The sequence below is a fragment of the Virgibacillus subterraneus genome (genome assembly GCF_900110695.1).
Lineage (GTDB): Bacteria > Bacillota > Bacilli > Bacillales > Amphibacillaceae > Lentibacillus > Lentibacillus subterraneus.
In genome coordinates, this window is the sequence record NZ_FOEH01000002.1 from 17,502 (window position 1) to 43,964 (window position 26,463).

The 26,463-nt window shown below is 36.7% G+C and carries 19 protein-coding genes and 1 other annotated feature; of the genes, 12 read left to right on the forward strand and 7 right to left on the reverse strand.

Annotated features, from left to right (window positions below):
- Positions 1-90 precede the first annotated feature (90 nt).
- From BMY13_RS06540 to BMY13_RS06560, 5 genes are all read left to right on the forward strand, one after another.
- A complete protein-coding gene (locus tag BMY13_RS06540) occupies positions 91-2,247 on the forward strand; it encodes a DNA translocase FtsK (RefSeq protein ID WP_092503489.1) in 2,157 nt (718 codons plus the stop codon).
- Between the two features lie 87 nt (positions 2,248-2,334).
- Positions 2,335-3,456 (forward strand): nicotinate phosphoribosyltransferase, encoded by a 1,122-nt coding sequence (locus BMY13_RS06545; RefSeq protein WP_092492277.1) that lies wholly within the window; start codon positions 2,335-2,337, stop codon positions 3,454-3,456.
- Positions 3,457-3,576: 120 nt separating this feature from the next.
- Positions 3,577-4,902, forward strand: a complete 1,326-nt coding sequence (murC, locus tag BMY13_RS06550; protein WP_092503491.1) for a UDP-N-acetylmuramate--L-alanine ligase — start codon at positions 3,577-3,579, stop codon at positions 4,900-4,902.
- An 829-nt stretch (positions 4,903-5,731) separates the two neighbouring features.
- Entirely contained in the window at positions 5,732-6,139 is a 408-nt protein-coding gene (locus tag BMY13_RS06555; protein ID WP_092492279.1) for a DUF948 domain-containing protein, read from the forward strand.
- Between the two features lie 28 nt (positions 6,140-6,167).
- On the forward strand, positions 6,168-6,590 hold the full coding sequence (locus tag BMY13_RS06560; RefSeq protein ID WP_092492280.1) for a YtxH domain-containing protein: 423 nt from the start codon (positions 6,168-6,170) through the stop codon (positions 6,588-6,590).
- A 28-nt stretch (positions 6,591-6,618) separates the two neighbouring features.
- On the opposite strand, the gene BMY13_RS06565 is transcribed toward BMY13_RS06560, so the two are convergent.
- The gene (locus BMY13_RS06565) at positions 6,619-8,760 is read right to left on the reverse strand and encodes a cell division protein FtsA (protein ID WP_092503493.1); all 2,142 of its coding nucleotides are present in this window, start codon (positions 8,758-8,760) and stop codon (positions 6,619-6,621) included.
- 158 nt (positions 8,761-8,918) lie between these two features.
- Here BMY13_RS06565 and BMY13_RS06570 point away from each other — a divergent pair, with 158 nt between their 5' ends.
- From BMY13_RS06570 to motS, 4 genes are all read left to right on the forward strand, one after another.
- Positions 8,919-9,992 carry a bifunctional 3-deoxy-7-phosphoheptulonate synthase/chorismate mutase gene (locus BMY13_RS06570; protein WP_092503495.1) on the forward strand — a complete coding sequence of 358 codons (1,074 nt, stop codon included), beginning with the start codon at positions 8,919-8,921 and terminating at the stop codon, positions 9,990-9,992.
- Between the two features lie 132 nt (positions 9,993-10,124).
- Entirely contained in the window at positions 10,125-11,120 is a 996-nt protein-coding gene (ccpA, locus tag BMY13_RS06575) for a catabolite control protein A (protein WP_092503497.1), read from the forward strand.
- A 66-nt stretch (positions 11,121-11,186) separates the two neighbouring features.
- Positions 11,187-12,011, forward strand: coding sequence for a flagellar motor protein MotP (gene motP / locus BMY13_RS06580; protein WP_092492284.1), 825 nt, complete (start codon positions 11,187-11,189; stop codon positions 12,009-12,011).
- Complete coding sequence (gene motS, locus BMY13_RS06585; protein WP_092503499.1) at positions 12,001-12,792, forward strand: flagellar motor protein MotS; 792 nt, start codon at positions 12,001-12,003, stop codon at positions 12,790-12,792. Before motP ends, motS begins: the two co-directional genes overlap by 11 nt.
- Positions 12,793-12,826: 34 nt before the next feature.
- On the opposite strand, the gene BMY13_RS06590 is transcribed toward motS, so the two are convergent.
- The 4 genes from BMY13_RS06590 to BMY13_RS06605 form a co-directional block, all read right to left on the reverse strand.
- A complete protein-coding gene (locus BMY13_RS06590) occupies positions 12,827-13,993 on the reverse strand; it encodes an acetoin utilization protein AcuC (RefSeq protein WP_092492286.1) in 1,167 nt (388 codons plus the stop codon).
- Positions 13,990-14,640 carry an acetoin utilization AcuB family protein gene (locus BMY13_RS06595; RefSeq protein WP_092503501.1) on the reverse strand — a complete coding sequence of 217 codons (651 nt, stop codon included), beginning with the start codon at positions 14,638-14,640 and terminating at the stop codon, positions 13,990-13,992. The genes BMY13_RS06590 and BMY13_RS06595 overlap by 4 nt, the downstream gene beginning before the upstream one ends.
- The gene (locus tag BMY13_RS06600; protein ID WP_092492288.1) at positions 14,641-15,294 is read right to left on the reverse strand and encodes a GNAT family N-acetyltransferase; all 654 of its coding nucleotides are present in this window, start codon (positions 15,292-15,294) and stop codon (positions 14,641-14,643) included. It lies immediately after the preceding gene.
- 189 nt (positions 15,295-15,483) lie between these two features.
- Complete coding sequence (locus BMY13_RS06605) at positions 15,484-18,594, reverse strand: transglycosylase domain-containing protein (protein ID WP_092503503.1); 3,111 nt, start codon at positions 18,592-18,594, stop codon at positions 15,484-15,486.
- Positions 18,595-18,714: 120 nt separating this feature from the next.
- Positions 18,715-18,917, forward strand: a binding site (T-box leader).
- A 71-nt stretch (positions 18,918-18,988) separates the two neighbouring features.
- Here BMY13_RS06605 and tyrS point away from each other — a divergent pair.
- On the forward strand, positions 18,989-20,260 hold the full coding sequence (tyrS, locus tag BMY13_RS06610; protein ID WP_092492290.1) for a tyrosine--tRNA ligase: 1,272 nt from the start codon (positions 18,989-18,991) through the stop codon (positions 20,258-20,260).
- 621 nt (positions 20,261-20,881) lie between these two features.
- Positions 20,882-22,801 carry a heavy metal translocating P-type ATPase gene (locus tag BMY13_RS06615; protein WP_092503505.1) on the forward strand — a complete coding sequence of 640 codons (1,920 nt, stop codon included), beginning with the start codon at positions 20,882-20,884 and terminating at the stop codon, positions 22,799-22,801.
- Positions 22,802-22,886: 85 nt separating this feature from the next.
- Here BMY13_RS06615 and rpsD read toward each other — a convergent pair whose 3' ends face one another.
- Positions 22,887-23,489: a 30S ribosomal protein S4 gene (gene rpsD, locus BMY13_RS06620; protein ID WP_092492292.1), complete on the reverse strand. Its 603-nt coding sequence runs from the start codon at positions 23,487-23,489 to the stop codon at positions 22,887-22,889.
- A 512-nt stretch (positions 23,490-24,001) separates the two neighbouring features.
- On the opposite strand from rpsD, the gene BMY13_RS06625 reads away from it, so the two are divergent.
- Complete coding sequence (locus tag BMY13_RS06625; protein ID WP_092503507.1) at positions 24,002-25,885, forward strand: sensor domain-containing diguanylate cyclase; 1,884 nt, start codon at positions 24,002-24,004, stop codon at positions 25,883-25,885.
- 40 nt (positions 25,886-25,925) lie between these two features.
- On the opposite strand, the gene BMY13_RS06630 is transcribed toward BMY13_RS06625, so the two are convergent.
- Positions 25,926-26,408: a GAF domain-containing protein gene (locus BMY13_RS06630; protein ID WP_092492294.1), complete on the reverse strand. Its 483-nt coding sequence runs from the start codon at positions 26,406-26,408 to the stop codon at positions 25,926-25,928.
- Positions 26,409-26,463 lie beyond the last annotated feature (55 nt).

Genomic DNA, 26,463 nt, shown 5'->3' on the forward strand with positions numbered 1-26,463 from the left:
ATAAGCCAAATATTTTTAATGCTACACTTTCACATAAAAACTGATAGAATAAATTATAGTGTTAACTTTTATAGAAATGAGTGAAATCATATGTGGGATCGTTGGAAAAAGAAAATAACCAATTTTCTCTTTGTGGAAACAGAGGAAGAAGACAATCAGTCACCAAAAAAACGAAATTACCGTAAACAGGATGTTCAAACAAAAATGATGTATCAATATCCTGATAACAATTCATTTCGGTTTCCTGTAATCCCTGATAAACCAAAACAAAAACAAGAAGCAGAGACACCTGCATTTGAACGAAAAAGAAACCGAACTAGAAATGAAACTACAATTAAACCCAAACAGTCAAATTCGATGCAAGAACAGGAAAGAAAGGTAAACAAGCCTAAATCAGGAACACCGTTTGAACTAAGTGAAGTTCCTTCACCAATATATGGTTTCCAGCATCGAAAAAAGGAAAAGGAGATAGAGGACATCCCTGCGTACAAACGACAGCAATCTGACGTGCCGGAGCAAACTATGCAGCAAGACGAAACATTGATAAACGATACATACACAAAAGATACACATCCATTGGAAAGCTCGATTAGTGAGGAGCCAACAAAAGTTTCCGAGCCTGAACCTAAGGAATCGAGTGAGCCAAAAGAGGATAAAGTTCAACAACAGCAACAACAGCATTCTGTTAAACAAACCAAACGAAGACACTCCAAGCATAAAGCAGAGAAACAAAATAAACCGAGCCCACCTCCTTTTAATGTTATGATGTCAGCAAATGATAAACGGAGGCAAATGGATAAGCGCAATATCAAAAAAGAGTCTGTCAGCGATAATACAGCTGTACATAACAGTACAGTGCCATACCATTTATTAAATGATCCTGCTCGTAATAGTGATCAGAATCAGCATTGGATGAATAGTCAACAAGAACTATTGGAAAAAACACTGAAACATTTTAATGTTCAGGCGAAAGTTGTTAAAGCAACTCAAGGACCATCTGTAACAAGGTTTGAAGTGCAGCCGGAGCTGGGTGTTAAAGTTAGCAAAGTTAAAAATTTGAGTGATGACATAAAATTAAATATGGCTGCAAGAGATATCCGAATAGAAGCGCCTATACCAGGCAAGAACACAATTGGAATTGAAATTCCTAATCCAAAACCTCAAATTGTCGGTTTGCAGGAAATCTTTGAGGCAGAAAGCTTTCAAAAAGGAGAATCACCATTAACAATAGGATTGGGATTAAGTATTGAAGGAAGTCCCCTGATCACAAATATACAAAAAATGCCGCATGGATTAATAGCCGGGGCAACAGGGTCAGGAAAGAGTGTTTGTATTAATACGATTCTAATCAGTCTCCTTTATAAAGCTAATCATCAAGATGTAAAGTTCCTGTTGATAGATCCTAAAATGGTTGAGTTGGCACCGTATAACGGTATACCACATCTCATTTCACCAGTTATCACGGATGTAAAAGCTGCAACAGTTGCTCTCAAATGGGCTGTGAAGGAGATGGAGGAACGATATGATAGGTTTGTTCAAGAAGGAGTTCGAGATGTACAGCGTTTTAATCAAAAGATGATTAAACAGAATCGTGTGGAAGAAAAAATGCCATTTATTGTTATTGTAATTGACGAATTGGCTGATTTAATGATGGTATCACCGCAGGATGTTGAGGATGCAATCTGTCGTATTGCCCAAAAGGCACGTGCATGTGGAATCCACTTGCTTCTTGCAACACAAAGACCTTCAGTTGATGTTATCACTGGGTTAATAAAGGCAAATATACCGACAAGAATAGCATTCAGTGTATCCTCTCAAGTAGATTCCAGAACGATTATGGATACAAGCGGAGCGGAGAAACTTTTAGGAAAAGGTGATATGCTGTTTATTGAAAATGGTGCCGGTGAAAGTATTCGTTTGCAAGGTGCCTTTGTATCAGATGAAGAAATTGAGCGTGTTACAGATCATGTACGTCAGATAGCTACACCTAAGTATGAATTTGAGCAGGAACAGTTGTTGGAGCAGCTTGTAACGGGTGATCACGAAGACGAACTGCTTCATGAAGCAGTTGAGTTTGTTGTGAAGCAGAATAGTGCGAGTACATCGTTATTACAGCGTCATTTTAAAATTGGGTATAATCGGGCAGCACGGCTAATGGACTCCATGGAAAGAAGCGGAATAATCGGTGGTCAAAATGGAAGCAAGCCACGTGAGATATTAGCATCTGGCGTACAAGCGGAAAATTAAAGCACTTGTTTAGTTGCAGTTGTTTTTATATGATAGGAGAGTATGCAGTCACCAAACACATTATTATGAATACGAGGGGAAGCCGTTATGAAGGAAATATCACAGAAACTAAATGGGGATATTAAACGATTAACTAACAAAACATTTAAGTTTGATGAACGGATTAAAGAGGGTTGGTTTTCAGCGGTATACTTTTTAAAAACAAAAGAGATGGCAGAGAAAAAACTTCCGCATAATCGTGTCACAATGCAGTTTTTTCAAAAAAGCAGTAATGCAGTTTTATGTGGAACAGATGAAGCAATTGCTTTGATTCACACATTTGCAGATGATCCAGAAAACCTGGAAATTCATTCGTTAAAAGATGGTGACAAAATCAGCCCCTACGAAACTGTTCTGACCATAACAGGGGCATATCAGCAATTTGGTTTTCTTGAGGGTATTATTGATGGTATTTTGGCTAGAAGAACATCGGTAGCTACAAATGTATATAATGTCGTAAAAGCAGGTAGAACTTCTGGAAATCAAAAGCCCATTATCTTTATGGGAGATCGTGACGACCACTTCACCCAACAGGCTGGCGATGGCTATGCTGCATTCATAGGTGGTTCAACAGCACAAGCAACGCATGCGATGAATGAATGGTGGGGAAAAGAAGGTATGGGAACAATGCCGCATGCTATGATTCAAATGTTTCGTGGTGATGTTGTTGCAGCATCACGTGCATATATTGAAATGTTTCCGGAAGACGATCTTGTTGCTCTAGTTGATTATAATAATGATGTGATTACCGATTCCCTGAAAGTTGCTAAAGCTTTTGGTAATAATTTAAAAGGAGTTCGTCTTGATACGTCCAGAACACTTGTAGATAAATATTTTTTAAGGAATCATCATTTAATGGGCACTTTTGATCCAAGAGGTGTGAATCCTGAATTAATTTTTGCGCTTCGAAAAGCACTTAATGAAGAAGGATTTTCACATGTGAACATTATGGCCAGCGGTGGCTTTACTGAGAAAAGAATTAGTCATTTCGAGACTCTAGGCGTTCCTGTAGATATGTATGGTGTAGGTGGGAGCCTATTAAAAATTAATATTGGTTTTACTGGTGATAATGTGTTGTTAAACGGTACTCAGGAAGCAAAAGAGGGGAGACGTTATCGACCGAATCCCCGACTTGAATCAGTGGAATATCATATGCAAAATAAAGAATAAGAAATAATTTATTTCACTCTTCGTAAACATTTGCTATAATGATTAAATAGCTGTTAAGATTCCTGTGAAATATAAATTTTAGATAGCTGTTTGTACACATATATCTGGAGGTTCTTTTTTATGACAACTTACCATTTTATTGGTATAAAGGGGACCGGAATGAGTGCACTTGCACATATCCTTCATGATTCTGGGGAAAAAGTGCAAGGATCTGATGTAGAAAAGCGCTTTTTTACGCAAGAAGCATTAGAGAATAAAAACATTCCAATCTTCCCTTTTTCAGAAAGTAACATCAAAGAAGGTAACACCATAATAGCGGGCAATGCTTTTTCGGATGATCATGTAGAGATCAAAGAAGCAAAAAGATTAGGACTCACTTTTTATAGATACCATGAATTTCTTGGAGAATGGCTGAAACAATATACAAGTATCGCTGTAACTGGTGCTCACGGAAAAACGTCTACTACTGGTCTGTTAGCTCATGTACTTGATGAGACGTATCCCATTTCATATCTAATAGGTGATGGGACAGGAAAAGGTCATGTAGACAGTGAATATTTTGTTTTTGAAGCGTGTGAATATCGCCGTCATTTTTTACGTTACGAACCTGATTATGCAATTATGACGAATATTGACTTTGATCATCCAGATTATTTCACGAGTGTTGACGATGTTTTTAATGCATTTCAATCGATGGCTGATCAAGTGAAAAAAGGGATTATTGCCTGCGGTGACGATGAACAACTACAGCAAATCCAAGCAAAAGTTCCCGTCATGTATTATGGCTTTTCCAGTACGAACGATTTTCAGGCACAGAATGTAAGGAAGACAGAGAACGGTACTGAATTTGATGTTTTTGTGCGTAATACGTATTATGAAACATTTGAGATTCCAATGTTCGGTGATCATAATATATTGAATGCTTTATCTGTAATTGCTATTTGTCATTATGAAGATATGAAAGCAAAAGATATTAAATCTATTGGCACTTTTCAGGGTGTTAAACGTAGGTTTACTGAGAAAAAAGTTGGCAATCAGATTCTGATTGACGATTATGCACATCATCCGAAAGAAATTACAGCAACAATTGATTCAGCTCGTAAAAAATACCCTGATAAATCTATTGTAGCAGTATTCCAACCGCATACATTTACTCGAACTAAAACATTCTTACAAGAATTTGCTGATAGTTTAAGCTTAGCTGATAACGTTTATTTATGTGATATTTTTGGATCAGCTAGAGAAGATAGTGGGAAGTTGACTATACACGATCTGCAAGAATTGGTGGATGATAGTTCTGTTTTAGATATATCACATACGGATGTTTTAGAGAAAGATGCTGACAGTGTACTGATTTTCATGGGTGCTGGAGATATTCAGAAATTCCAGGAATCCTATGAAGAACAATTGGCAAATAGAAATAATGTTAAATTAAAAAAAGCGTAGATGATTCTGAGCCATAAATTTTTAGGCTCTTTTTTTTTGCTGTTATCTAAACGAATGTATTTTATCACAGTAATGAAATCATAACGCAGTTGGTATAAACTGCAAATTAGTAGAGGTTTTCTTTTGTTCTAATGATGTTTGATTGCTTCGATTCGTTCCGGCAGAATACTTCGCTTTCACCTCTCCGGGTACCAATGCGACATCTGCTCAAGCTAGCGCTTTTGCAGTGTCTTATTAGCCATGGGCAGGACCTTAGCCTCCTCGTGACGCCAAGAACGCTTCTATGCGAGACTCCTATGGGAAAAGGAACAGTCTGAAGATCCCGCGTACTGAGCGCTTTTTGCTCGTGAGGAGGCTGAAGCGTTCCCCATGGAAAGCGAGTATTTTTCCGCAGCGTTGGATTAGCACTCATCTTATAAAGAATAGAAGGAATTTACATAAAGTTAGTTCGCAGTTTATATCCACTGCGAAAATTAAGTAACAAGCCTTACGAAAAGAGACTTGTTTATGCTTTATGTAGCATTGGAGTGGTAGTTAAACAAAACAAAGGTTTTTACCACTATCGGTGATAAATCTAAGTTTTTCTATAAAAATAAAGGATATTATGACATATTTGTCGAAATAATAACTAGAAACCGTTATAGTGTATAGTAAGGTGATATCGTGTTGAGTCATTGAATACGCTAAGTTAGTCGGATGTTTAACTGAAATTATTTAGGGTATTATTTTAAGAAGACACTTCTTTATGTTGTGCTACTTTTAAACTTATACTTAACTCTCCGTGTCGCTATCATTGAAGTCTATATAATTGAAGGAGTTGACCAACCATATGGAGAACTTATTGTACATTGCTGCAATCATTTTTGCAGTTGCCTTTGTAGTGCTTGTAATCTATCTAGCAATGACCTTGAAGGCAACACAGCGAACGTTAAATAATGTAACAGATACATTAGGAAGCCTGGAAGAACAAATGCAGGGAATCACAACAGAAACAACCGAACTGTTAAACAAAACGAATAAGCTTGCTGAAGACGTAAATCAGAAGTCATCAAAGCTAAATGGATTATTTGATAGCGTTAGAGGTGTTGGTGAGACAGTTAAGGATTTCAATGGATCGTTGCGCAAATTATCCAATAGTATATCGGATACAGCTTCACAGAATCAGGAGAAGGCTTCAGAAGTAATGAAATGGGGAAACACTGTAATTGATTTTTGGAAAAAGAAAAGAAATAAATAAAGATTAATTATTAATTAGGAGGAATAACATGGGAGATAACAACAATAACAACAACATCAACAGTAAAGACTTTATTATCGGAACACTTATTGGAGGAATAGTAGGGGCTTCAGCAGCTTTACTTTTTGCACCAAAATCCGGTAAAGAATTAAGAGGAAATATTAATGAAGGTGCAACTGAACTAAAAGGCCGTGCATATGACTGGAAAGATGTAGCTTATGAAAAAGGTTCAGAATGGAAAGATAAGGCGTCTGAAAAAAGTTCTGACTTGAGAACAAAAGCAGCTGATTCTAAATCAAAACTATCACAGAAAACACAGGAATTAACAAAGAATGTTCAAGATAAATGGAAAGAAAAAACAAGTAGTGAAGAGGAAGCGGAAGCTGAAGAAGCGGCAGAGGAAGTTGCTGAAGCGATAGAGGAAGCGACTGAAGAAGCTGAGAAAAAATAAAAAACACAGAAAAAGCTAGTGTAGCCCACTAGCTTTTTTTCTTTCCCCAGACTATTTGTAACTTATCACCGTGTTGAATAGATTCATAGAATGTTGTTGGCTGATTATTATTATACAGCTGGAAATGACCAGAAGCGTTAGTCATATCTACATCGATGTATCTGAACACGTCTTGGAATATAAACGTTTCCTGTTTACGATCCTTAATTTGCAGTTCATCATTAAAGTATAATTCTGTATCTGGACCTAGTTCAAGTTGATTACGTAATACACTAACTTGTTGTTGTTTAATTAAAACAGACTTTCCGTTAAATGTAACATTAATTGTATTCCAAAATTCCTTGTCCAGTTGAGGTAATACATCCTGAACCATAGGATGTTGAGCTGTTATAATGGTTAGGTGGTCATTCTGTTTTAATGGATGCGTACGATTTACTTTTTTGTTATTTAAGTAAATATGTGATTCACCTTTGTCAATCGTTACTTTTCTATTGTTTACAAAAATTGAAAATGGCTGTGTATACTGAAGCTTTTCGGTGCTTTCGGATACTAAAAAATCTTCTATCGTGTGCAGCTGCCGTATAATAATTTCATCATTATCTTGTATAAGATAGCTTTTTGGTTTTAGCTGACCATTTACAGAAAAAGTAGTTTCCAGTTTATGGCTTCTATTATTAAAATTAATAAATAAAGATGTACCTTCACCCATAAGCTCCTCAATCGTAATATGCGGTTCTTTTCCATCATTTCCTTTTGAAATTATAATTTTATCACCATTTTGAATAACATCATCAACTGTTGCTTCAAAATCGTTTAGAATGATAACAGGAGGCTGTCCATAACCACCGGGTAAGGTTATTTCCTTTCCGTCAACAGTAACAATTGAAGCTATGCCGGGTTTTCCAAATAGCTTTTTTATGTCCAACCCCGCTTGTACGAGGCAGTCCCCAATGGTTAATTGCTTCATCTCAAACATTCTAATTGTTTGTTCGTTTACTGCCACAGATATATAATGGACTGGGTTTTGTTTAGCAGCGATGGCAATTCCAACCGGTGTTACAAAGTCTGGACCTGGTGGTAACTTTTCTGTTTTCACAAGATTTTGTATTGCATCGATCCCTCTTTTCGCTACTCGGTTTTCAGGGAGTTGCAGCCTATTTGCTAGAGCAGTAGTTATGTTAGGTGTTAGACTTCCGCCTCCAACAAGCATAACAGCCTTAGGTGATTTTGAATTTAATTTAAGAATTTCTGTTGATATGGAATCGGCAACTTTTTCAACACTTTTTTTTATGTCTTCAACTAGTGTTTCGTATGTGATGGTAGTTTCAAAACCCAATATATCCTGAACAGTATCTTGTCCACTTCTTATAATACTCTTTTTTATTTGTTCGGCCATCGGAAAATCCAATAAATATTGATCACTGATTTCTTCAGTAATTTCGTCTCCAGCCACAGGTACCATTCCATATGCCACAACTGTTCCCTTGTCCGTAATGGCGATATCACTTGTTCCGGCACCAATATCAACTAAAGCAACATTAAGTCTGCGCATTGATTCAGGTATTAACACATGAATGGCTGCAATCGGTTCTAAGGTTAATGCTTCCATTTCCAAATCAGCTCGTCCTAGGGCTGCCAATAGCGATTCAACCACTACTTTTGGCAAAAATGTAGCAATTATTTCAGCAGTTGCTTGGTCTCCGCTTTGGTCAATAAGTGAACCAATCTGTGCGTCATCAAGCTTGTATTCCAATACAGAGTAACCCACACAATAATAGTTCGTATATTCATTGTTATTATCCATTGCTGCAAGCTTCAATTGTGCAGCTTGAACAGCACTTAGTTCCAGGTGTTTAATCGTACCACTATCTGTGATAGGGTGCTGGTCCAATTTTAACGTTGCTTCTGCCTGACATGTTTTAAGGGCGCGTCCTGCAGCCGCGACAGACACTTGATGTAATTGCCCATGTTCTGCTTCCAGCTTTTCCTTAACATCCCGAATAACTTCAGATACGGCAATCACATTATGTATTTGTCCATCACGCATAGACCTTTCTTCATGTTCTTTCATATAGTAATCAATTACTGCAAAGTTATTATCCTGTTTTTCTATTAAAATACCAGTCACCGATCGTGTACCAATATCAAGTGCAAAAATCCGTCCACCCATATTAATTATTCCTTTCATATTATAATACTGGATATGTATAGTTTGAAATTAGAGATTATTGATGACAAAGAACAAACTTTTCGTTATAATTGTCTCTAATTATTAAAATGTACCATACTTTCAAGGTATAATAAACTGTGTTCAGGAGGGGTTTATAAATGAGCCATAATGAGATGGATGAATTACGCCGTCAATTAGACAGTGTAAACACGGAATTACTGGATTTAATCACAAGCCGTGCAAAAATAGTACAACAGATAGGTAAAATTAAGCATAAACAAAGTATTAAACGATTTGATCCGGTAAGAGAACGAAAGATGCTAGATGAGCTAACAGGGAAAAATAATGGCCCATTTGAAAATTCTACAATTGAACACATTTTTAAAGAAATATTTAAAGCAAGTCTTGAGTTACAAGAAGATGACCACAGAAAAGCATTACTTGTGTCCAGAAAAAAGAAACCTGAAGATACCATCATTGATATTAAAGGCGAAAAAGTTGGCGATGGGAATACACATTATGTGGTAGGTCCCTGCTCTGTTGAAAGTTACGAACAAGTAGCAGAAGTAGCGAAATCGGTAAAAAGCAAGGGTATCAAACTTCTTCGAGGTGGAGCATTTAAGCCTAGAACATCACCGTATGATTTCCAGGGCCTTGGATTGGAAGGCCTTCAAATTTTAAAAAAAGTAGCGGATGAGTATGATTTGGCAGTCGTCAGTGAGATTGTAAATCCAGCGCATATGGAAGAAGCAATGGATTATATTGATGTCATCCAAATTGGTGCACGTAACATGCAAAATTTTGAATTATTAAAAGCTGCAGGGGATGTCAAAAAACCTGTCCTACTAAAACGTGGTCTGTCAGCAACTATTTCCGAATTTATTAATGCGGCTGAATATATTATTTCAAGAGGGAATGGAAATATTATTTTATGTGAACGTGGTATTCGGACATATGAAAAAGCAACCAGAAATACGTTAGATATTTCAGCAGTTCCGATTCTAAAACAAGAAACACATTTACCGGTAATGGTTGATGTAACGCATTCAACAGGTCGCAGGGATTTATTACTCCCGGCGGCAAAAGCTGCTTTAGCAATAGGTGCAGATGGGGTTATGGCTGAGGTGCATCCAGATCCAGCAGTAGCACTGTCGGATGCAGCGCAACAAATGGATATCCCAATGTTCGATACTTTTATGAAAGAACTGGAAGCATTTTCAACATGTAAATAGTTCCATTTAAGGCTGGTCTTATGAAGATCAGCCTTAAGTTTTTCTATTGTTTTTTTTGTAATTTTTTTCATGGTGGGGTATCATATATGGAAAAGAGATCGTAATGGGATTTATATTAGGAGGCATTAGAGTATGAATATAACAATATATGATGTAGCTAGAGAAGCAAATGTATCAATGGCAACTGTTTCACGTGTTGTAAATGGAAACCCAAATGTTAAGCCTGTAACACGTAAAAAGGTTTTGGCAACCATTGAACAGTTGGGTTATCGTCCAAATGCTGTAGCGCGTGGACTGGCAAGTAAAAAAACAACAACAGTAGGTGCGATTATCCCAGATATTTCAAGTATCTTTTTTGCTGAGTTGGCGAGAGGAATAGAGGATATCGCTACGATGTACAAGTATAATATGATTTTAAGTAATTCTGATCAAAATAAGGACAAAGAACTTCAGTTAATTAATACGATGCTTGAGAAACAAGTAGATGGTATTTTATTTATGGGCGGGAATATAACAGATGAGCACGTAAAGCAGTTTGAAAGCTCTTCAATCCCAGTAGTATTAGCAGCAACTTATGATGAATCAAACAGAATTCCATCAGTAAATATTGACTATGAAGCGGCAGCATTTGAAGCAACGTCCTTTTTGCTTGGTAAAGGGAATGAAAAAATTGCATTTATTTCAGGGCAAGATGACACGCTTATAAATCAGCAAAAATACAATGGCTATCTACGTGCGTTTAAGGAAAAATCAAAGACCGTCGATGATGAATATATCTTAAGAGGAGATTATTCTTATGATTCCGGTCTGGAAGCCGTTGATCAATTGCTTTCGTTAAATAAAAAACCGACTGCTGTATTTGTTGCTTCCGATGAGATGGCATTAGGAGTTATTCATGGAGCACAAGACAGAGGGTATAAAGTACCGGAAGATCTGGAAGTATTTGGTTTTGATAATACCAGATTGGCAACAATGGTACGTCCAACACTTTCAACAATTGTTCAGCCTATGTATGACATCGGTGCTGTTGCAATGCGACTATTGACAAAGTATATGAATAAGGAAGAAGTTGAGGAGAAGAAAGTAGTTTTACCACACCGAATTGTGGAAAGAACTTCAACAAAATAAAAATAATGCCGATATAAACAATAGGTTTAAGATTGTCTTGGGAACAAGCTTTTAGGGAGCGAGATTATGAGGAAAAGAGATATACTAACTCCAATCGGTATTACATTGGGATTTATTATGATTATGCTGGCAATTCTTGCAAAGGGTGGCACACAAGGAATGGGGTCTTTCCTTGATGTTGCTTCTATATTTATTGTTATAGGTGGTTTATCCGCGTCGTTATTCATTAATTTTAAATTGGATCAAATTAAGCTTACATCCAAAGTTATGAAGGAAGTATTTCACCAAAGTGACCAACGACTTCCAGAATTAATTGGATTATTTATACGTTTATCTGAGCGTGCACGTAGAGAAGGGATTTTAGCTCTTGAAAATGAGCTTGATGAAGTTGATGACGAATTTATTAAAAAAGGTATTTTGCTTGCAGTTGATGGGATTGAGCCTGATGTTATAAATGACATTATGAATGCAGAACTAACTGCAATGGAAGATCGGCATTATAAAGGCCGTGCAATTATCGAAAAGGCTGGAGAATATGCACCGGCATGGGGGATGATTGGAACATTAGTAGGGCTTGTTCTAATGCTTAATAGTTTAACAGATCCTGCAACGTTAGGACCAAATATGGCGGTAGCACTTTTGACAACACTTTATGGTACTGTTCTTGCTAATCTTGTTTTTATTCCAATGGCTAATAAATTAGAAACAAAAACGGAAGAAGAAATCTTTATAAAACAGGTAATTATCGAAGGTGTTATCGGCGTTCAGTCAGGACAAAACCCACGTATTTTAGAAGAAAAACTTGGTGCTTTCCTTTCAAATGAGTCGAAGAAAAAAGATGAAATTGATGAAGAAACAGCTTACGCAGGAGAGAGCGTAAATGAAGCGTAGAAGTGCGAAAAGAAACAGCAAGTCCGGAGCACCTAAATGGATGGTTACATATTCTGATATGGTAACGCTGATTTTAGTATTTTTCATATTGTTATTTTCCATGTCACAAATAGATCTGGTAAAATTCGAAGCTATTTCTGAATCATTTAAGAATCGTATGATATTTGATTTCTACCCATCACCAGTACCGATGGAAAACCCGACAGAGAATACAAGTAATCAAGAAAGTGGTAAGAATTCGAATGAGTTTGAAAATCCTACACAATTAGAGAATATCAATGACCGAGACGATACAACAGCAGAAGAAACTGATGATTCTTTAGACAAATTGATGGGGGATGTTGGGCAATACTTGGATAACAATAGCTTAAATAATGTTATTTCAGCAAGTAGAACTGAACGAGGAGTTGTACTTGTTTTGCAGGAAAGTGTATTATTTGATTCTGGTGAGGCAATAATTGTTGATTCTGGTAAGCCTTTTTTAGATAAAATTGCGAAGCTCCTTTCTAATATACCTAACCATGTAAAGGTGGAAGGTCATACCGATAACCGGCCCATCTCTAATTTTCGATATCCGTCAAACTGGGAATTATCTGGTGCGCGTGCAAGTAGTGTTATTCGCTACTTAATTAATGAAAATAATTTCGATGATTCGCGTTTTACTGCAGTGGGTTATGGAGCTACAAGACCAATAGTGCCAAACACATCAGCAATAAATTGGAGTAAGAACAGACGTGTAGAGATGGTTATTTTGGAAAGTAATAATCAAAATAAAGAATAAAAGGGAGATGATTCTAATAAATCATCTCCCTTTATTAAATGTTTTTTTGTATATTCTTTGCGTATTTTAAAGCACTTTGAAGTGCCTTTTCATTCTTTTCGGTAATATCTGCCTTTCTTGGTATTGTTGGTACAATACTTTTGTTATCATGCCAGTGAGCAGGTAATGTTACAGGTGATTCCTTTTGCCATTTGGATTGCCATACTGAAGGTAAATCTCCTTTTTGAACATTATCTGTTTTCATTACGCTCCATATTTGAGCCCACGCTCTAGGTATGACTCTCCACATATCATATCCGCCGCCTCCTAGTGCAATCCAGCGCCCATTACAGTATTGATGTGCTAATTCATGTGCTAATAGAGGAATTCTCTCAAAAATGTCCATCGTAGCACATAGATGTGTTAGTGGATCATACATGTGTGCATCTGCACCATTCTGTGTCAAGATGACATCAGGCTTGAAATATTCAACAATCTCCCTGAAAGCGGATTCATATATATTTATAAATGATTCATCTTCTGTAAACGCATCGATCGGGATGTTAAAAGAATACCCATGTCCTTCTTTTATTCCACGTTCGTTAACGTTACCTGTACCAGGAAAAAGGTATCTTCCAGTTTCATGAATAGAAAAAGTGCACACATTTGGGTCATCATAAAATGCCCATTGGACACCATCTCCGTGGTGTGCATCAGTATCTACGTATAAAACTTTCAAATCGTATTTTTCACGAATGTATTTTATAGCTACAGCGCCATCATTATAAATACAAAAACCACTTGCTTTTCTTTGGAATCCATGATGGAGACCACCACCTAGGTTTAAAGCATGATCTGACTTACCCTGTAATACCGAATCTATTGCAGTCAGGGTACCGCCTACCAAGTAGCTTGATGCTTCATGCATTCCATCAAAGATTGGTGTATCTTCTGTTCCAATCCCATATTCTAATCCTTCATCAGCTTGCATTTTGCCATTGCTTGCTTTTTGAACAGCTTGAATATAAGACAAGTCATGAAAAAGTGCAAGTTCCTCTTCAGTAGCCGTACGAGGTTTGATAATATCCGTATTAGTTAAAAGATTTATATCTTCTAATAATTCCTTCGCTAATAATACTCTTTTTTGATTAAATGGATGATCCGAATGAAATTGGTAGTCTAAGAATTTATTAGAGTAAACAAATGACGCTTTACAAGTCATACTTTTGGCTCCGCAATATTATTTGGCCACATTAGATCATAGCCAGCGTCTCGTAGGTCCTGCACAACTGGCATAGGATTCATAGTCTGTATGCGGAAAACGAGAATTTTAAAGTTCGGATCATTATTATAAGGATATATTAAAACGGATGTAATATTTGTTTTGCGGGCTCCAAAAATTGCAGCTACCTCAGGTAAAATCCCTGGTTTATGTGGGACTTTAATTTCAATTTGTGAGCTTTGAACATTTGTACCGGTAAGTTGAATAAATGTATGAAGCATATCTTTTTCAGTAATAATTCCTACTATTTTATTGTCTCTAACTACCGGCAAGCATGCGAATGCTTCATCGTAAAAAACTCGAGCAATTTCCTCCACAAAGTCAAGGGGATGAACTGTGATGACATCATGTGTCATTATCGATTGAATTTCGTTTTCAAGTGCACTCTGGTCTGCATCCTTTTTTAAAATGGATGGTGATGCATCACGTACATCTCGGTCAGATACAATTCCTATCACAGAACGTTTATCGTCAATGATCGGAATGTGTCTAATTCGATTCTCATGAAGTAACTGTAATGCTTCAGCAATTGAAGCGCTTTTTGGTAGTGTAACTATTTCCTTTTTCATAATTTCTTCTACGAGCATTTATAAACCCTCCCTCATATCACGGTATTGTTGTCGTTGTAAAAACCGGAGTTTATCAAACTGTTTAATTGATTCTTCTGGTACATTCTTTCCGATTCGCACCATTAAACAATTAGCTGGATGAGATATAATTTCCGGGTCATCCGTCGGAGCAGGAAGGAGTCCGCCTGCAGCCATCATCTTTTCCATTACCTTGCGATAATCCCATATACTCAATCTGGTGCCTTCAAGATCCCAATGCCAATAATATTCGGTTGATATTAGTATATAATTTTCCATAAAATCATCCATAATGGATAATTTTAATATGCTTGAGGCAATTCCTGATCCACGATACTTGGGAATGATTTCAATTGCACCAAGTTCAATAAGGTCTTCCATATTAAATTCAGACCACCGTTCGAGTGGATCAGGATGTAAATAAGTTACATAGCCAACAATAGTGTCATTAGTTCTAGCAACTATGATTCGTCCCTCTGGAAAGTCCGCAATACTTGAAATAGCTTCAAATTGTTTGGGAGCAGGTCGGAATGCAGTTAATTGTTCATGAAAATTATATTTCTTTAATTCTGTGGATGATAGCGGTCCTTCGATGATGATTGGGCCATTTGGAGTGTCGCGCGTGACTGAATGATACGTTTTAACATGATTCATTTTTTCACCGCCTTATTTAAGAAGTATCCCTTATATAATTCTATTATACAGTATTACTGCTGGCATTTTTAGTAAAAACTCAGAAACCTTGGTTAATTGTTATAGAGGTTGTTGTGAAAGTGTATATTATTTTCCTATTAGTGAGAATAAAACAGACAGCGCATTTTTATAGCGCTGCCTGTTTTATGTTTATTCTTCCGTATTATTTGGTTTAGCGTCGAAAGCGAACTTAACGGTTTTATCGTTATGTCCTTTTGGAGTAATCGTTCCCTCATATTTTTTCGTTTTCGGAGTAATATTCTCGAATGTTACACTATTTTTATTTTGATTAGTTGAATGACTCTTGCCATCTAATTTGACTACAAATGTAGTGTTGGCACCATCATAATCCCAAGTAACTGTCACCGATTTGTTTTCTTTGTTATATTTAGTATTAGTATTCTTAACCTTTTCTATCTTTTTGTCATCAGGTTTATCATCTTCAGGCTCTTCAGGTTCTTCAGGTTCTGAAAAGTCACCAACAACAATTTCTTTTGATGCAGATGATTCTAATCCAAAGTAATCAACAGCTTTTACATGGTAAACAGCTTTGCCATTGGAAATACCGAAGCTGGTCTCAGTTGTGTTACCAACGAGGCTAAAGCTGTCTTCCGGACTCTTCGCACGATAGATGCGGTAGCCTACAACATCCTTGCTGCTGGATTTTTTCCAATTTAGCTTGTTTCCGGATCCTGCAACTGAAGTAGGAGCAGAAGGTTTCTTTCCGTCGTCTTCTATTGTACCATCATCAACTTCAGACTCTGGTAAACTAATTTTCTCCCACTTTTCACGATTGGTTCTTGGATAAAGTTGTGTTATATCATCAAGTTTGTCATAGCCCTTTCTTTTAAGAAATTCCGGGTTGAATGTTATTCCGTCTCCCTCAGTAAATTCCTTAGGTGTATTTTTACCAGCTATCACTGCTTTACCATCAACCATGACATATGTTCCTTTGACAAGACTGTCATCTTCTTTGGTTGGTACATATTTAGCGTTAAATAAGTCGCTTTTTACTAAACCAGCTTTTTCACATAAATCTGATGGGAGCATACCGGATATTGCACAATAGCTTCGTGACACAATTCCACCGGGACGTTCGAAATTCTTTTTAGGTGCAACTAATTCTGGATTAACATCAGAAGCTGCGTTAATCAATTTTGCCCAGAGTTTTACGTTTCTGCTACTGTATCCTAATGAGCAGCTTGGGCATTCAAGTGATTTTCCAATTTCATATCCCATCCATGTTCCAAATGTGACATTTGGATTGGTTGCAACAAACCATGTGTCCTTTTTATCTTGTGATGTACCAGTTTTCCCAGCCCAGTCAACTCCATTATACTTCAATTGTGAGTTTAAATATGCTGCAGTTCCACTGCTGATAACATCACGCATCATATCGAGAGTTAGATAGTTAGTTTGTGGTGAGTATATATCTACTGATTCACTTTTATGTTCATATATTACTTCACCATCTGCTGTAGTAATTTTTTCTATCATGTAAGAATCAGCAAATTTACCGTTGTTGCCGAATGTACTGTAGGCATTCGTATTTTCCTCAATCGAGACTCCATTGGTGGTACCACCAATTCCCAGAGAGAGGTTAGAATATTCATTTTCTCCCAAAGTTGTAATTCCCATAGGTTTCAAAAATTCACTAACTGGATCCTGGGATCTGATTTGGTCATAAATTCCAATTGCAGGTATATTATATGAATTTTCTAGTGCTGTACGCGCAGATACTAAACCATGATACCCTCCTGCATAGTTTCCAGGTGTATAGGGGCCAACAGGTGTGGAATAAGTTGTTTTGACATCAGCTACGGGTGTTCCGGGTTGTATAACCCCTTTTTCAATTGCTGGAGCATAAGTGAGTATTGGCTTCATGGTACTACCATTTGAACGAATTACATCTGTTGCATAATTTAATTGGTCTTTTTGAGTATACTCGCGACCACCAACAAAGCTAATAATTCTACCCGTGCTGTTTTCAATTAAAATCCCGCCAGTCTCAATAGGCTGAGTTATTGTTTCAGTTTCACCAGTCTCTTCATTTATAACAATATTACCTTTCCAATCAGGACCGTAAGTTTCATACTTCTTAATTACTTTTTTAAATATGTCATGTGTTTTTTTATCGATTGTTGTGTGGATTTTATAACCATTTTTACGCAATGCACGATCAGCTAATATTTTATATTCTTCCATTAACTTTTCATCATTGTTCAGGTCTTCCATTGAATATCCATCTTCTTTGGCAATGTATTTTAGAATTTTTTCCTTTGCCCGTTTTTCAGCATCGAATGTCAAGTATGGATATTTTTCAATGGGTGATTGTGAGTCTTCAGAGAAATCAGCTACAATATCGTAGTTTATAGCCTTTTCATATTGTTTTTTTGAAATACTATCTGACTCATACATTCTGCTTAGAACCGATTTCATCCGATTTAGTCCAGCCTGTATGCCTTCTTCACTTTTTAATCCCCCACTGTTCTTGAAAGGGGTATACCTTGACGGACTTTGTGGAAGTCCTGCAAGGTATGCTGCCTGGGGTAAATTAACTTCAGAAGCATTAATACCAAATATCCCTTGAGCAGCAGTCTGAATCCCGGCAATATTTCCACCTGAAGCATCTCGTCCATATGGGACAATATTTAAATATGCCTCAAGAATTTGGTCTTTATCAAAGAAACGCTCCAAACGCAGTGCTAATAAAATTTCTTTTGCCTTACGTTCAAATGATACTTCATTTGTCAGTATTTGGTTTTTGATAAGTTGTTGGGTTAGCGTACTTCCTCCCGTTTTTACTGCAGCATTTGTTGCTTCCTGTACTAGTGCACGGACTATTGCTTTTGGAACAATCCCCTTATGATCATTAAAATATTCATCTTCGGTCGCAATTACAGCATCCTTCAGGATACCTGAGACATTTTTTAATTTAACTTCTTCTCTATGTATATCAGAACGGATATCACCGATGTATTTATTTCCGGAAAAGTATAACTTTGATGTTTCCTCATAATTATATATATCTTTTTCCATGCTTGCATAGCTTCGTACAGGTTCATCTTTAACAAGTGAAGCAAAGTAACCTGCACCTACACCACCTGCAAAAATCAGACCAACAGCACCTATAATAACGAAAAACAAGACTACATTCCAGAATACATCATAGGTAATACGTGATGATTTTTGAACTTTTCCAGTTGCCCAAATTGACTTTGTTTTTTCTTTATATTTTTGAAATAATTGTTTATAATCCATATTAAGACCTCCTAAATTCCAACATTAATTATAGCATAATTGATGTACTAGGTATAGAAGGAAATATGTAAATATATTGCGTTTACAATGAGAATATGATATGAATAAATAATAATATAAAAAAATACGTTGAAAGATCGCAGTAGTTTTGCAAATCCATTTTTAAGAGAGCTAACGGTTGCTGAGAGTTAGCATATATTTGCAGGCGAATTACAATCTGGAGTTTCTTCCAATTTTAAAAGAAGACGGTGATATCATCGTTAACAATCCCAAGGTGGCATGTGCAACAAGGGTGGTACCGCGAGCGTAAACTCGTCCCTTATTTATATTAGGGATGGGTTTTTTTATTTGCAATTTAGAAAGTACTAATAGTAAAAGATGGAGAGTGAAGAGAATGGATATTTTAAAGGATTTGGAAAAACGCAATTTGATTCATCAAACTACTGATACGGAGGGGTTAACCAAGCATTTGGCAGAGAATCAGGTAACATTATATTGTGGGTTTGATCCGACTGCTGATAGTTTACATATAGGACATTTGCTGCCTATCACTATGTTAAAAAGGTTTCAGATGGCCGGCCATCGACCAATAGCATTGATAGGTGGCGGAACAGGAATGATTGGTGATCCAAGCGGTCGTTCCACTGAACGCTCACTCAACGAAGCGACAGTTGTAAAAGGTTACAGTGAAAAGATTAAACAGCAATTAGCAAAACTGCTTGATTTCGATAGTGGGTCCAATGCTGCGGTTGCCCGTAATAACCATGACTGGCTTGCAAGCATGACTGTTATTGACTTTTTGCGGGATGCGGGAAAGCATTTTGGAATCAACTACATGCTTGGCAAGGAATCTGTGTCAGCTCGGATTGAACAGGGAATATCTTATACAGAGTTCAGTTACATGATCCTTCAATCCTTAGACTATTTAAAATTATACGAACAGGAAAATTGCACCATGCAAATTGGCGGCAGCGATCAATGGGGTAATATAACTGCTGGTATGGAACTGATTCGTCGTTCCAGAGAAGAAATGGACGAAGAAACGAAAGTGTTTGGCTTAACTGTACCACTGATTACAAAAGCTGATGGTTCCAAGTTTGGTAAAACAGCAGGTGGCTCTATCTGGTTAGATCCAGAAAAAACAACACCATATGAATTTTATCAATTTTGGTTTAATGCTGATGATCGTGATGTAATGAAATTCTTATATTACTTCACATTTCTCGATCAGGAGGAATTGGATCAGTTACAAAAAGAAGTAGATAACACCCCTGAGAACCGTCTGGCACAAAAACGTTTAGCAGAAGAGATGACTCGCGAAGTGCATAGTCAGGAAGCTTTGGAACAAGCACAGAAGATATCAGCATCACTCTTCAGCGGAAATTTAAAAGAACTATCTGCAGGTGATATTAAGCAGGGTTTTAAAGGTGTTCCTGCTAACGAGGCTCCTAAAGAAGATATAGGCTTAATCGATCTATTAGTTAACGCCTCTATTTCATCTTCAAAGCGACAAGCAAGAGAAGATATTAAAAATGGGGCAATTTATATAAATGGTGAGCGTCAGCAGGAGTTGCAATACGTTGTCAGTGAAGAAGATCGTATTGATGATATGTTTACCATAATAAGACGCGGAAAGAAAAAGTATTTCCTTATAAGCTATAAGTAGATCATTAAAATACTGTTCACAATTTAAAATGAGTATATATCAAGAGGGCAAATACCCAAATAATACCCAAAGCACACGCTATTTCACATTTGAAAATGGCGTGTGCTTTTTTGTCCGCTAGTTTCGTTTTTAGTTTCATTCATAGCAAGTTTCTAAAGGTAATTGGATCAATTTCATAATTTAAAAATAAAGCAGTAAATCCATACTGTTTGTAAATGTGCTAGACCTGTTGATTTCCACTGCAGGCGGACGCTTTCACCCTCCGGGTACAAGTGCGATATCTGTTCAAGCTCAAGCTTTCACAGTGTCTTCTATGCCGCCGGGCATGGCTCGAGTCTCCTCGTGCTATCGCACTGTGGGGTCTTAAGGCTCATGCTATTCCCGCAGGAGTCGCCGCCTTCCGTTCCAATCAACGATAGTAGTACTTTGAATTAACGAAGGGTAAACATTAGTTCGTAAAATTGTTCGGATAAATGATGAATATAAGTATTTATGAAATTTACTCAGTTAGTAATTTATATAAAGAATATCTCCTAATATTGATGGCGGTCAATTTCTTTAGACAGAAAGGATCCTATAATAAAGGTATCTAGAAGATGAAAATTAAAGGGGAGAATAAAAATGATTAAGGCAATAAATCAACATAAAAATCATATTACCGCAATTACAGCAATTCTCATTGTATTTGGTTTTATAGCTGGGTTTATGGAAAAAGGAGGCGCCAAGGATATAACTTTGATTATTGCGACCGTTATTGCTGGTGTTCCTATATTTATGAAAGCCTTCCAGGCACTTCGAATGAAGGCTTTCAGTATTGAATTGCTGGTTACTATCGCCGTCATTGGTGCTTTAATTATCGGTGAATACGTTGAATCAGCTGTAGTTACTTTTCTATTTTTATTTGGGGCATATTTAGAAGCACGTACATTAGAGAAAACACGTTCATCTTTAAAAAGACTAGTCGATATGGCTCCACAGGAAGCTGTTGTAGTCCGTAATGCGAATCATGTCACAGTCCCGGTTGAAGAAGTAGCAGAAGGAGACCATGTTATTATTCGCTCTGGTGGAAGTGTTCCTGTTGATGGAAGTATTATGTCCGGTCAGGCATCGTTAAATGAATCAGCCGTTACAGGTGAATCGGTACCCTCATCCAAGAAGGTAGATGACAAGGTTTTTAGTGGGACTATCGTGGATAATGGCTATATTGAAATTGTTGCTGAAAAAGTTGGTGATGATACCACATTTTCGAAGATTATCGAACTGGTGGAGGAAGCCCAGGAATCAAAATCAAAAACAGAAAAGTTTCTTAACAAGTTTGCTAATGTTTATACACCAGCAGTTGTTATACTATCGATTGCGGTCTATATATTGACAAGAGATCTTCATTTAGCTATTACATTCTTAGTTGTTGCTTGTCCTGGTGCTTTGGTGATCGGAGCTCCTGTTTCAAACGTCGCTGGTATTGGAAATGGTGCCAAAAATGGTGTCCTGGTTAAAGGTGGCGAAGTAATGGATAACTTCTCCAAGGTGGACACACTAGTATTTGACAAAACAGGCACACTAACAAAAGGAAAGCCTGAAGTTACCGATATTAAATTATTTAATTATCAGGATTCTGATGAATTATTGCGTCTTGTTGCACAGGCGGAAACAATTTCGGAACATCATTTAGGTCAAACTATTGTAAAAGAAGCAAGTAATAGAAAGATAGATTTAAGAGGAGAACCTAAAGATGGAAAAGTCATAAAAGGAAATGGAATTTCTGCAAAAATTAACGACCAATCGCTTACTGTGGGAAATCTTAACTTAATGAATTCCGAAAATATCGAGGTGTCTGCAGAGGTTGCAGCGTATGCCATGAACCGTGAAATGGCAGGGAATACCGCTATATATGCTGCAGTTGATGGTAAAGTAGCAGGTGTTTTCTCTATAGCTGATCAAATTCGGGAAGATGCTCCAAAAGCTTTAGCAGAAATGAGGAAAAACGGTATCAAGAAAATCGTTATGCTTACAGGTGATAACAGACACACTGCTGAATTAGTTGCCAGTAAATTAGGGTTAGATGAGTACCATGCGGAATTATTACCGGAAGACAAAGTTGAATTCGTGAAGAAATTGAGGAATGAAGGGCATGTCGTCGCAATGGCGGGGGACGGTATCAATGATGCACCAGCAATTGCTACGGCTGATATCGGATTGGCAATGGGTGAAGGTGGTACAGATGTATCCATGGAAACAGCCGATGTTGTCTTAATGGCAGATAGACTTATGCAATTCACACATGCCTATTCACTATCTAAAGCAACCATTAGCAACATGAAGCAAAATACATTCTTTTCAGTTGGAATTGTATTTGTTCTCTTAGCTGGTGTACTCGCAGGACCCGTACATCTCGCATCCGGTATGTTTATTCATGAAGCAAGTGTATTACTTGTAATCTTAAATGCAATGCGGTTAATCCGCTTTAACCATAAAAACAGAAGGGAAGAAGTTAGTTTACAGGTTCCCCTGCATAAGGAGGCCACTATCATAGATAGTTGAGGGGGAAGGTGAAGAGAATAAATTGTATACAAAAAGAAAAACTCCAAATCCCTTATTATATCAAGGGGTTTTGGAGTTTCGTTTTTTAACGAGAGTAGAATTCAACGATAAGTGGTTCATTGATTTCAGCTGGAAGTTCAGAACGCTCTGGGTATCGAGTGTAGCTTCCTTCCATTTTATCTGCGTCAAAAGTAAGGTATTCTGGAACGAAGTTGTTTACTTCGATTGCTTCTTTAATAATATCCAGATTCTGTGACTTTTCGCGTAGTCCAATTACCTGACCTGGCTTTAGGCGATAAGATGGAATATCAACGCGCTTGCCGTCAACAGTTACATGACCGTGGTTTACTAGCTGACGAGATTGTCTGCGTGTGCGAGCTAGTCCAAGGCGGTAAACAAGGTTATCCAGGCGAGATTCAAGTAAAATCATGAAGTTTTCACCATGAATACCTTTCATGTTACCTGCTTCTGTAAACAAATTACGGAATTGACGTTCATTTAATCCGTACATGAAGCGAAGTTTTTGCTTTTCTTGTTGCTGTAAACCATATTCGGAAATTTTTCTGCGTGAATTTGGTCCATGTTGACCTGGAGCGTAAGGGCGTTTATCTAATTCCTTACCAGTTCCAGTTAATGAAATGCCGAGACGACGTGATTTCTTCCATATTGATCCAGTAAAACGTGCCATTAGACATTTCCTCCTTTATTAGTTTATTAGCATAAAATAAACAGTGTGTTCCAAATCCGTTATACATTTTATTTTCATGTACCATCGCTCCAGCAGCAGAGAGTTACACGATACACCTCTTTTTTGAGGAACAAAATGACATAAACGTAGGTTCACGTAAGCTACCTTTTATTTTACACAAAGAATAGTATATAAGCTATAAGAGTGAAAGTCAATAAAAACATGATTAATTCACTAATAGGATCTTGATTCTTGGCTAATTTCTAAAAGTTTATTGCTATTAATATAGACTTTAACTTTAACCAATGTTGAAAAATATAAGTTCCATGACAACCACACTGGAAAAAAACATTGCTCCAGTGGCGCAGTTTATACCAACTAGTTGTTAAGGAAAGGCAACAATCTTTTAGAAAACAGCTTTTTTCTTAAAACTGTATAGGAAATTGATAATTGTTTCGATATAATAAAGGAATAGTTAAATCTTAAGATCGATAAGATGGGTGATAATATAGATGATAACTCAACATAATTTAAAAGAGAGAATTAGAAGTACATACTTTGAATTGATCTCTGATATTGCACATTTTTCATATGACGAACTTTTATCAGTAGTCACGAACCACTTAACAGCTATTTTGAACACGACTCATTCAGTAATATATATATACAATAAATGGAATAAAAAGTATGAAATTAAAACAGGTTCTAAAGAGACAGGTGTGTTCACGAAGAGTCTAGTAGACTTTAGTGATATTAATCAACAACTTTTGGAATCTGATATTTCAGATGGAAAATCAATTCTTAGGGAGAAAAGTGAATTACTTAATTTTAATTCTGTAATTATACCACTATTTCCGAAATTTGGTTCGTCTGGTTTTTTATTTCTTTCCTACCAGAAAGATGTAGAACATCTATCTAATAATAGTGTTGAGTTAGTTAAACGGGAAACAGAACAATTATTAAAGCTAGTGAATTATTATAAATTAAGTGAGAAAAGTGTAAGTAAAAGTAAATTTTTATTTGATATGTCTACACGTTTATATTCCATGAATATTAAAGGAGATATCTTGAAAGACATTGTTCAATGTTTGTATAAACTCTATCCAACGTTTACGTATTATTTATTATTATCCCAGGATTATGAAGCGGAAAGCTCTCTGCCAATTAAAACAATTGAGTATAGTGATGCTGCCACGAAGCGGGTAAGCACGCAGGCATTTCTTACCGGGGAAGTACAACTGGAAGACCGTGTAAAGGATAAAAATACGAGTATTTACGCTCCTTTAAGAGGAAAGCAAGGAGTTTATGGTGTATTGCAAATTATTACACCTCATGCTGTTGATTTCACAGAGGATGAAATTGATTTCATAACCCAATTTGCAAATACAGCAGGTGCGGCAATCGAGAATGTAACACTTTACCAGCATTCTAAACATCTCGTATCCGATTTGAAATTAATAAACGAAGCTACTCATAAACTTAATTCTAATTTAAAGCTTACCGAAATCATTTCAATTGTAAGAATGCAAATAATAGAAGCGTGTCGTGCCACGCAGGTGGGCTTTATTTATATTAATGATAAGTCTGATAATGGATTTGATATTTTGTCAGGCAGCACGAGTTATTTTGCAACAAAACAGGGTCAAATATTTGCTGAAGACATACTAAGTCAGATGCAGGTGAATACTGATCCAATGTTTAGTGGTAATTCCAAAAAGAACCTTCCATACTGTTCTATTATGGCAATCCCTATGATACATTCCGGTAATGTTCATGGAGCGGTTTTAATTATGCATGAGGAAAAGTACTTTTTTTCCTTTGAAAGCTACAAGTTAATGCAATCCCTTGTTCAGCATTCTACCCTAGCACTGACGAATTCTGTTTTAAAGGATAAATTGGAAGAATCAGTTATTACTGATTATCTTACAAAGTTATATTCACGGAATCATCTTGACGAAACTTTAAAAGCACATATGCAATTAGATGAAAAAGGAACGTTGATTTTATTTGATATTGATGATTTCAAAAAAATAAATGATACTTATGGGCACTACATTGGTGATGAGGTAATAGTTCAAGTTGCAAAAATTATCAGAACACAACTGGGGCAAGAGGACATCCCAGCACGATGGGGCGGAGAGGAATTAGCTATTTATTTGCCTAACGCCAGTATTGATGATGGTGTGGCACTGGCTGGCCAAATTCGGACGCAAGTTGAAAGCTTCACCGAACCTAAAATCACGCTATCCTGTGGGGTATCATCATGGATTGATAAGGAGTTGGACTCTGTAAGTGATGTGTTCATTCGTGCAGATAAAGCATTATATGAAGCGAAAGAGATTGGGAAAAACTGCGTTGTAAAGGAAAAGGAATTAAAAAAGCATTCCAATTTATAAAACTAAAGTGACTGACAGAATGGTTCAGCCACTTTAATTTTCACCTGATAATATCTTCTAGTATTTCCGCAAACTTTTCGATGTAGATTTGATCTGTTTCATCAAATCGGTTCTTAATCGGACTATCAATATCGAGAACACCATAAACTTCATTATTTACAATTAATGGTACGACTATTTCAGATTTGCTAGCACTGTCACAGGCAATATGACCTGGGAAAGTCATAACATCTGCTACTCTTTGGGTTTTTCGTTCTTTTATTGCGGTGCCACAAACACCCTTACCGAAAGCAATTCGAATACAAGCGGGTAATCCTTGAAATGGTCCAAGTACTAATTCATCTTCTTTCCATAAATAAAATCCGACCCAGTTTACTTCAACAAGAAATTGGTTTAATAATGATGATGCATTCGATAAGATAGCAATATCATCTTGTTCACCCTCAGACAAAGCGGTTAGTTGTTTTAGTAATAATTCGTAATCTTTAGCTTTATTTCCAGAATAAGAAGTTGCTTGAAACATATTTATTTTCCTTTCGACTTTGTATATTTCGACAAATCACATAAGTTTTTGTCGA

Excerpts from the sequence above, each read along its gene's own strand:
- murC (WP_092503491.1), top strand. The coding sequence starts at position 3,577 with ATGACAACTTACCATTTTATTGGTATAAAGGGGACCGGAATGAGTGCA.
- BMY13_RS06560 (WP_092492280.1), top strand. The coding sequence starts at position 6,168 with ATGGGAGATAACAACAATAACAACAACATCAACAGTAAAGACTTTATT.
- BMY13_RS06605 (WP_092503503.1), bottom strand. The coding sequence starts at position 18,594 with ATGGATTATAAACAATTATTTCAAAAATATAAAGAAAAAACAAAGTCA.
- rpsD (WP_092492292.1), bottom strand. The coding sequence starts at position 23,489 with ATGGCACGTTTTACTGGATCAATATGGAAGAAATCACGTCGTCTCGGC.
- motP (WP_092492284.1), top strand. The coding sequence starts at position 11,187 with ATGAGGAAAAGAGATATACTAACTCCAATCGGTATTACATTGGGATTT.
- ccpA (WP_092503497.1), top strand. The coding sequence starts at position 10,125 with ATGAATATAACAATATATGATGTAGCTAGAGAAGCAAATGTATCAATG.
- motS (WP_092503499.1), top strand. The coding sequence starts at position 12,001 with ATGAAGCGTAGAAGTGCGAAAAGAAACAGCAAGTCCGGAGCACCTAAA.
- BMY13_RS06590 (WP_092492286.1), bottom strand. The coding sequence starts at position 13,993 with ATGACTTGTAAAGCGTCATTTGTTTACTCTAATAAATTCTTAGACTAC.
- tyrS (WP_092492290.1), top strand. The coding sequence starts at position 18,989 with ATGGATATTTTAAAGGATTTGGAAAAACGCAATTTGATTCATCAAACT.
- BMY13_RS06555 (WP_092492279.1), top strand. The coding sequence starts at position 5,732 with ATGGAGAACTTATTGTACATTGCTGCAATCATTTTTGCAGTTGCCTTT.
- BMY13_RS06540 (WP_092503489.1), top strand. The coding sequence starts at position 91 with ATGTGGGATCGTTGGAAAAAGAAAATAACCAATTTTCTCTTTGTGGAA.
- BMY13_RS06615 (WP_092503505.1), top strand. The coding sequence starts at position 20,882 with ATGATTAAGGCAATAAATCAACATAAAAATCATATTACCGCAATTACA.
- BMY13_RS06545 (WP_092492277.1), top strand. The coding sequence starts at position 2,335 with ATGAAGGAAATATCACAGAAACTAAATGGGGATATTAAACGATTAACT.
- BMY13_RS06600 (WP_092492288.1), bottom strand. The coding sequence starts at position 15,294 with ATGAATCATGTTAAAACGTATCATTCAGTCACGCGCGACACTCCAAAT.
- BMY13_RS06565 (WP_092503493.1), bottom strand. The coding sequence starts at position 8,760 with ATGGGTGGACGGATTTTTGCACTTGATATTGGTACACGATCGGTGACT.
- BMY13_RS06570 (WP_092503495.1), top strand. The coding sequence starts at position 8,919 with ATGAGCCATAATGAGATGGATGAATTACGCCGTCAATTAGACAGTGTA.
- BMY13_RS06625 (WP_092503507.1), top strand. The coding sequence starts at position 24,002 with ATGATAACTCAACATAATTTAAAAGAGAGAATTAGAAGTACATACTTT.
- BMY13_RS06630 (WP_092492294.1), bottom strand. The coding sequence starts at position 26,408 with ATGTTTCAAGCAACTTCTTATTCTGGAAATAAAGCTAAAGATTACGAA.
- BMY13_RS06595 (WP_092503501.1), bottom strand. The coding sequence starts at position 14,640 with ATGCTCGTAGAAGAAATTATGAAAAAGGAAATAGTTACACTACCAAAA.